This is a genomic window from Pseudoflavonifractor sp. 60 (assembly GCF_009911645.1).
Classification (GTDB): domain Bacteria; phylum Bacillota; class Clostridia; order Oscillospirales; family Oscillospiraceae; genus Lawsonibacter.
Genome location: NZ_QWKI01000276.1, coordinates 1 through 7057, shown reverse-complemented (window position 1 = coordinate 7057; position 7057 = coordinate 1). Strand labels below are relative to the sequence as shown.

Genomic DNA, 7057 nt, shown 5'->3' with positions numbered 1-7057 from the left:
GTATAGAGCGGGGCAATTTCTTCCCATTGCTCATCTGTCAAGTCGCTGGGATACGACTCTCGCCCTTTTTCTTCCATATATCCTATCTTACCACCGTTTTATCCGCTTGTGAATACAGCTTCTAAGTCAACTTACACGCTAATACGCCCTTGGCAGTAAGCCTCCCCGCATAGGGGAAGTGCCGAACCCAAGGGCTTTTTACATTTGGAGGTAAAAGCGCAATAAAAACCGCCCCCGGCGTTACCAGCGCCAGGGACGGCTATGAGGAGCAACAAACTTATGACGGCATGTTGCTCTTCTATTGTATCCGAAAAATCAGAAAAATGCAATAGGAGTGATGAAAATTGAACGCCGCAGCATATGCCCGGTACAGCACAGACCACCAGACGCAGAACAGCATTGCCTATCAGCTGGACGCGATCCGCAGCTACTGCCGGGAACACAGAATTACCATTGTGGCCACCTACACGGACGAAGCGGAGAGCGGCACCAATATGGACCGGCCCGGCTTCCGTGCAATGGTGGCCGCCGCCGGACAGGGGGCGTTTGATGCTGTGGTGATCTATGACATCACCCGCGGCTCCCGTGATGTCGGCGACTGGTTCCAGTTCCGCAAAACCATGATGATGCTGGGTATCCAAGTAATCTCCACAACCCAGGAGCTGGGTGACATGACCAGCGGGAACGATTTTCTTCTGGAGCTACTGAACGTAGGCCTGGGCCACCGGGAGGTGCTGGAGGCCCGGCAAAAGAGTATCGCCGGTGTAGCTGTCAAGGCCAAACAGGGCAAGTTCCTGGGCGGGGTGCCTCCCCTGGGCTACGATATCGTCAACGGAAACTATGTTGTGAACGCAGTGGAGGCCCGGACTGTGCAGACTATCTTTGAGCTGTACGGTGCCGGTCAGAGTTATAATCAAATCCTGGATGCGGTGACCGGAGCGACAGGGAAGCGGGGCCGTCCGCTGGGCAAGAACAGCCTGCATTCCATTCTGACCAATGAGCGGTACATAGGAAATTATTTTTGGAACAAGCGCCAGGTAAAGCTGTTCCGCAAGTGGGCAGGCGGATCGCCCAATCCGAACTGTGTCCATCTGGAGGGAGTGATTCCGCCAATCATTGACGAAGCGACATGGGAGAAGGTGCAGAAAAGAATGAGCAACAATAAGCGCAACGCCAGAAATAAAGCAAAACGAACCTATCTGTTGTCCGGTCTGATCGAGTGCGAGGAATGTGGGGCCATGTATGTGGGCCACACTTCCACAAATTCAAAGGGGTATCAGACCAGCTACTATGTCTGCGGCAATAAGTACCGTACCCGGACCTGCTCTGCCAAGAACATCAATGCGGATGAGATTGAGACCTTTGTTGTGCAGCAGCTGAAGGCGTATTTGCTGGGAACCGACTTTGAGGCAGAGGCCAGAAACATCGCTGACCAGGTGAATGGCACAACCCCAGATTTGAAGGCAGAGAGGGCAGAGCTGGCTGCCGTCACTGCGCAGATCAACAATGGATTGAAAGCAATTTTAAATGGAATGGATATCCCGGAACTCCGTGACGAGATGGATAGGCTGCGGCTGCGCAAGGGGGAGCTGGAGGATATCATCGACCGCAGAACAGCCCGCCGCACGCAAGTAGACCCTAAAAGTATCATTCAGATATTCCAATATGCCCTGGATAATTGGGATACTGATCTGCCGGAGATTATCAAACAGCACATAACAAAAATATACGCCCATACCGACGGGTCGATTTCCGTCAATATAGGCGTACATTTGAATGGTTGCGGGGACAGGACTTGAACCTGCAACCTCCGGGTTATGAGCCCGACGAGCTACCAATTGCTCTACCCCGCGATATGGTGCCGGAGACCGGGGTCGAACCGGCACGGGATTGCTCCCACGGGATTTTAAGTCCCGGGCGTCTACCAATTCCGCCACTCCGGCGACAAGTGTCCACCAGTCTCAAGTGCTCAATTAGGATAACATAGAACGCGGGCTCTGTCAAGAAAAATTTTCAACAATTTTAAAAGGGGGCAAGGCGGGGAGCTTGACTTTTTTGTCATGGGACAGTAAAATGGGACTGATTTCACTGTGAATCTTCTTGACTCCCACATTTTCACAGAGGAGGCGTACATATGATAAGCTTAGAATCCCGGATTTTCACCCAGGCTCAGCAGCTGCTCACCCAGCTCTACGGCGCGGGGGCGGCCTTCCGGGACGGACAGTACGAGGCCATCAAAGCGGCGCTGACCCGGCGGCGGACACTGGTAGTCCAGCGCACGGGCTGGGGCAAGAGTCTGGTCTATTTTATATGTACCAAGCTGCTGCGGGAGCAGGGCAAGGGGCTGACCATGGTGGTCAGCCCACTGCTGGTACTGATGCAGAACCAGATGGAGGCGGCCAACCGTCTTGGTCTGACCTGCGCCCAGCTCAACGGCCGGACCAAGAAGAGCCGGCAGGAGATTTTGGACCGCATGGTCAGGGGGGAGCTGGACCTGGTCTTTATCACGCCGGAGACACTGTTTCACAAGGATGTACAGGAGAAGCTGCGCCAAATTGTCATTGGTCTGTTTGTCATTGACGAGGCCCACTGCATCTCCGACTGGGGCCACGACTTCCGCCTGGAGTACAGCCGCCTGAAGGAGGTCATCAACCAACTGCCGGCCAACGTTCCAGTGCTGGCCACCACCGCCACCGCCAACGACCGGGTTGTTGCCGACCTCCGGAACCAGCTGGGGGAGGACGTCTTTGTGTCCCGGGGGCCGTTGGCCAGGGAATCTCTGCGGCTCCAGGTCCTGCCCCTGGAAGGCCGGTCGGAGCGGTATGGCTGGATCGCGGAAAATCTGAAACAGCTGTCGGGGAGCGGCATTATCTACTGTCTCACCCAGCGGGACTGCGACCTGCTGGCGGACTTTTTGAAGAGCCAGGGGATCTCCGCCGCCGCCTACCACTCCGGGCTGGACGATGAAGTCAACCAGGAGACGGAGGAGCTCTTCCAGCAGAACCAGCTCAAGGTGATCGTGGCCACCATCAAGCTGGGGATGGGCTACGACAAGGGGGACATCTCCTTTGTCATACACTTCCAGATGCCCTCAAACATTGTGTCCTACTATCAGCAGATCGGCCGGGCGGGGCGAAATATTCCCCAGGCCGATGTGTTCCTGATGAGCGGTCCGGAGGACGAGGAGATTATTGAGCATTTTATTGAGACCGCCTTCCCCACCAAGCGGGAGACGGACTCCATGATGTCGTACATCCAGGAGCAGGAGGGGGCCTCCCAGGGGATGCTGGAGTCGGCGCTGAACATCCGGTCCAGCCGCATTAAAAAGGCGCTTATGTTCCTGTGCAACGACGGCTTCCTCTTTAAGGAGGGGAGCAAGTACTATGCGGCCCCCAAGCCCTACGTCTACCAGCAGGAGCACTACCAGCAGATTAAGGACCAGCGGCGGCTGGAGATGGAGCAGATGAAGGAGCTGACCCATACCCGGGAGTGCCTGAGCAAATACGTGATCCGCTGTCTGGACGACCCGGAGGCCAGAGACTGCGGCTGCTGCTCCAACTGCACCGGGCGGGATATTCTGCCCAGCGCCCCCTCCCTGGAGGCTCTGGAGGCGTCGGCAAGCTATCTGCATGATCTGTTGATCCCCATTCTGCCCAGAAAGAAGTGGCCGGCGGGGGTCATGGAGAAGACCACAATGACCCACATGAACCAGGAGGGACTGTGTCTGTCCCGATACGGGGACGCGGGCTGGGGCCGGATGGTGAAGGAGGGGAAGTACTCCCCACAGAAGCGCTTCTCAGAGGAGCTGGTCCAGCGCAGCGCTCAGGCACTGGCCCCCCTTGTGGAGCGGGAGGGGATTGGGCATATCACCCATGTTCCCTCGCTGCGCACCGACCTGGTGGAGGATTTTACCAGGCGGCTGGCGGAGCGGATGGGCCTGACCTTTGTGCCGTTGCTGAAGAAGCGGCCCGCTCAGCCTCAGAAGGACATGGAAAACGGGGCCTATCAGTGCCGCAACGCCTTGGAGTCCTTCTATGTGGCGGAGGACGGGCAGGTCCCTGCCAAGCTGCTGCTGGTGGACGACGTTGTGGATTCCCGGTGGACGCTGACGGTGTGCGGCTTCCAGCTGATGGAGCGGGGCTGTGAGGCGGTCTGGCCCTTTGCCCTGGCAGACAGCGGTCAAAGCGACTGAACGGAGGATGGAAATGAACCCAAATGGGGAGGCAATTATAATTTTGTGCAGCCACCTGTGTGTGGGGGAGGGGGTCAAGCCTCTGGAGCCCCGGGAGTGGAGCAAGCTGGCCCAGTGGCTGCGGGAGCGGGGAATGGAGCCCCGGGAGCTGCTGGAGTTCAGCCGGGAGGATTTCTGCGGGCAGATGGGCTGTACGTCTGAGCAGGCGGAGCGGATGCTGCGGCTGATTGGGCGCAGCGCCAGCCTGAGCTTTGAGGTCAGCCGCTACCGCTCCATGGGAATCGGGCTGGTGACCCGGGCGGAGGAGGATTACCCCAGGCGGCTGAAGCAGAAGCTGGGCAACGCCTGTCCTCCCATCTTCTACTACGCCGGAAATCTGGAGCTGTTGCGGGGACCCTGCGTGGGCTATGTGGGGTCCCGCTCCATCCAGGCCCAGGACCTGGACTTCACCGCCCGGACTGTCCGCAAAACGGTGGAGCGGGGCTTTGCCGTGGTCAGCGGCGGGGCCAAGGGGGTCGACACCGCCGCCGAGACGGAGGCACTGCTCCAGGGTGGCGGGGCGGTGGTCTACCTGGCGGACTCCCTCATGCGGCGGATCAAGAAGAAGGAGGTCCTGCGGGCGGTGCAGGAGGGGCGGCTGGTGCTCCTCTCGTCGGTAAAGCCAGACGCGGGCTTCCGCGCAGGGATCGCAATGGCCCGAAACCGGCTGATCTACTGCCAGTCCAGCGGGACGGTGGTGGTGCGGTCCGACCTAGAGCAGGGGGGGACCTGGTCCGGAGCAACCGAGTGCCTGAAGCACCAGTGGAGTCCTGTGTTCTGCTGGGATCAGCCCGAGTACCCGGGCAACGCCGCCCTGATTGCCAGGGGGGCCATTCCGGTGGACGGCGGCTGGAGCGGAGACGTGCTGGCGCAGCCCTCCCTCCCTCAGGCGCAGCCCCCTGCCCCCCAGGCGGAGGAGCGCGGGGAACAGATGACCCTCTTTACCAATTAAACAGAGACGGCGCTCACGACCCGGACGGGGCTGTGAGCGCCGCTTTTTGTTATCTGGATAAAATGACCACGCCCAGCAGGATGGCGGCAACCCCGATCAGCTTCTGCCGGGTTACCCGCTCCTCCAGGAGGGCGGCGGACAGGCCCATGGACCACACGTAGGTGACGGCGGTCATGGGGTAGAGCACCGAGTAGTCCAAATGGCGCAGCAGCAGAATGTTGAACAGAGCCCCCGTCAGGTAGCAGGCGCTGCCCGCATAGAGCTGGGGCGTCCGGAGGAGGGAGCCCAGGCCGGCGACCCGGTCCATCCCCTGTTTCAGGAAGAAGGCCCCCAGGGCGCCAATCAGGGTCATAGCCAGCACCGCCAGCCAGATCATGGCTTCGCCCCCCTTGAGGTGCTCAGGCACACCAGCCCCGCGGTGATGACGGCGATGCCCAGCAGCTTGCGGCCGGTGACCTCCTCCCCCAGCACCAGGGTCCCCAGCAGGACGGACAGGGCGTATCCGGCGCTGAGCATGGGGTGGAGCACCGACAGCTCTCCAAAGCGCATGGCGGCCATCATCAGCAGAGCGCCGCAGCCGTAGAGGGCGAAGCCGGCCAGCAGAAGGGGGAGGGAGCTCCGGTTGGCGGACAGCTTCCAGCACAGCTGGCCCACGCAGGTGAGCAGGGCGGAGGTGAGCATCAGGGCGATACCCAGGGGCAGACGGTCCTGTTTGGAATTCATAGCGGTTGGATACACCTCGTTTCAGTTGTCTACAGGCCGGGCAGGTAAATCAGCCCCACCACCATCAGCACCAGCGCTCCCCCCAGCAGCAGCAGCACCTTGTCGTGCATCACCACGTCCACCGGGTCGCCATAGGAGTTGGATTCAATATCCGCACTGTATTTCATCAGGCTGATAATTACAAGAGGGACAGTCCAAATCAGCTTGTCTGTGCCGTATTTGGCGGCCACCTGGGCGTCGGCGCTCCACAGGGCGTAGAAGGTGACGGCCAGGGTGAGGCACAGGTACATGAACTTGTCCAGAAATTCGTAGGAGTAGTACTGGAGCACCTTGCGGGTACTGCCCTGGGTCCGCTTCAGCTCATTGCGCCGCTTGCCCAGCCCCAGGTAGAAGGACAGGGAGAAAACGGTGAGGTACACCCAGGCGGAGGTGCTGGAGCTGACAATGGCCGCGCCGTACAGGACCCGCAGCACAAAGCCCATGACCAGCAGAACAATGTCCAGGAAGGGGACGTGCTTCAGGCCCAGGCTGTAGCCCAGGTTGACAGCGAAGTAGGCCAGCATAAATCCCAGCCCTTGACTGCCGCAGGCGGCCAGATGGATGGCCAGGGCGCACACCAGCAGAGCCGCCGCCAGCGCCCAGGCCGCGGGAATGGGCACCGCGCCGGAGGCAATGGGCCGGTTCCGCTTGACCTCGTGCTGGCGGTCGGCCTCCACATCCCGGATGTCGTTGAGCACGTACACCGCCGAGGTGAGCAGGCAGAAAGCGGCAAAGCCCATCAGGACCCGGAGGAGCACCTGGGGATGAAACAGGTCTCGGTCAAAGGTGATGGAGACGAAGATGAGGAAATTTTTGATATAGTGCTTGGGCCGCATCAGCTTAATAAGCTCCAGCGGCCGCAAAGGCGTTCCGCCTCCCATGGGCCTGCCCCCCTCTGAAACAGTTTAAAGCCGGACTATTCTACCACATAACGCCGGGATTGGCAAGAAAATATGGCAGGATCTTCAATTCGTGAAGTAGAGATAAATTGTAGAGCGGGCCAGGGCAGTTCCGCCTTGTGATGCCTTAGGAGCGCACAAGCGGCGAAGCCGCTTGCCCCCTTTGGCAAAGGGGGCCGAAAGATTATCATATGAAGTGCAACACAAGAAAAA

6 protein-coding genes and 2 tRNA genes are annotated in these 7057 nt (G+C 59.5%); 3 read left to right on the top strand and 5 right to left on the bottom strand.

Going from position 1 to position 7057, the window contains the following annotated elements; genetic code table 11:
* Window positions 1-344: 344 nt before the first annotated feature.
* Complete coding sequence (locus tag D1646_RS21485) at window positions 345-1799, top strand: recombinase family protein (RefSeq protein WP_160638400.1); 1455 nt, start codon at window positions 345-347, stop codon at window positions 1797-1799.
* Here D1646_RS21485 and D1646_RS21480 read toward each other — a convergent pair.
* Together D1646_RS21480 and D1646_RS21475 are read right to left on the bottom strand one after the other, a co-directional pair.
* Window positions 1778-1853 (bottom strand) — tRNA-Met (locus tag D1646_RS21480). The two genes, D1646_RS21485 and D1646_RS21480, sit on opposite strands and share 22 nt — an antisense overlap.
* 3 nt (window positions 1854-1856) lie before the next feature.
* A tRNA-Leu gene (locus D1646_RS21475) sits at window positions 1857-1943 on the bottom strand.
* Window positions 1944-2134: 191 nt separating this feature from the next.
* Between D1646_RS21475 and D1646_RS21470 the strand changes: the two genes are divergently transcribed.
* Complete coding sequence (locus tag D1646_RS21470) at window positions 2135-4192, top strand: RecQ family ATP-dependent DNA helicase (protein ID WP_160638399.1); 2058 nt, start codon at window positions 2135-2137, stop codon at window positions 4190-4192.
* Window positions 4193-4205: 13 nt separating this feature from the next.
* A complete protein-coding gene (locus D1646_RS21465) occupies window positions 4206-5183 on the top strand; it encodes a DNA-processing protein DprA (RefSeq protein ID WP_160638398.1) in 978 nt (325 codons plus the stop codon).
* 49 nt (window positions 5184-5232) lie between these two features.
* On the opposite strand, the gene D1646_RS21460 is transcribed toward D1646_RS21465, so the two are convergent.
* The 3 genes from D1646_RS21460 to D1646_RS21450 are packed head-to-tail and all read right to left on the bottom strand — an operon-like array spanning window position 5233 to window position 6826.
* Entirely contained in the window at window positions 5233-5559 is a 327-nt protein-coding gene (locus D1646_RS21460; RefSeq protein WP_160638397.1) for a multidrug transporter, read from the bottom strand.
* Window positions 5556-5906 carry an EamA family transporter gene (locus D1646_RS21455; protein WP_160638396.1) on the bottom strand — a complete coding sequence of 117 codons (351 nt, stop codon included), beginning with the start codon at window positions 5904-5906 and terminating at the stop codon, window positions 5556-5558. The genes D1646_RS21460 and D1646_RS21455 overlap by 4 nt, the downstream gene beginning before the upstream one ends.
* Window positions 5907-5935: 29 nt before the next feature.
* Window positions 5936-6826 (bottom strand): decaprenyl-phosphate phosphoribosyltransferase, encoded by an 891-nt coding sequence (locus D1646_RS21450; RefSeq protein WP_160638395.1) that lies wholly within the window; start codon window positions 6824-6826, stop codon window positions 5936-5938.
* Between the last annotated feature and the right edge of the window lie 231 nt (window positions 6827-7057).

Bases quoted from the DNA above. Each gene is read 5' to 3' on its own strand.
- D1646_RS21450 (WP_160638395.1), bottom strand. From the start codon at position 6,826: ATGGGAGGCGGAACGCCTTTGCGGCCGCTGGAGCTTATTAAGCTGATG.
- D1646_RS21460 (WP_160638397.1), bottom strand. From the start codon at position 5,559: ATGATCTGGCTGGCGGTGCTGGCTATGACCCTGATTGGCGCCCTGGGG.
- D1646_RS21470 (WP_160638399.1), top strand. From the start codon at position 2,135: ATGATAAGCTTAGAATCCCGGATTTTCACCCAGGCTCAGCAGCTGCTC.
- D1646_RS21465 (WP_160638398.1), top strand. From the start codon at position 4,206: ATGAACCCAAATGGGGAGGCAATTATAATTTTGTGCAGCCACCTGTGT.
- D1646_RS21455 (WP_160638396.1), bottom strand. From the start codon at position 5,906: ATGAATTCCAAACAGGACCGTCTGCCCCTGGGTATCGCCCTGATGCTC.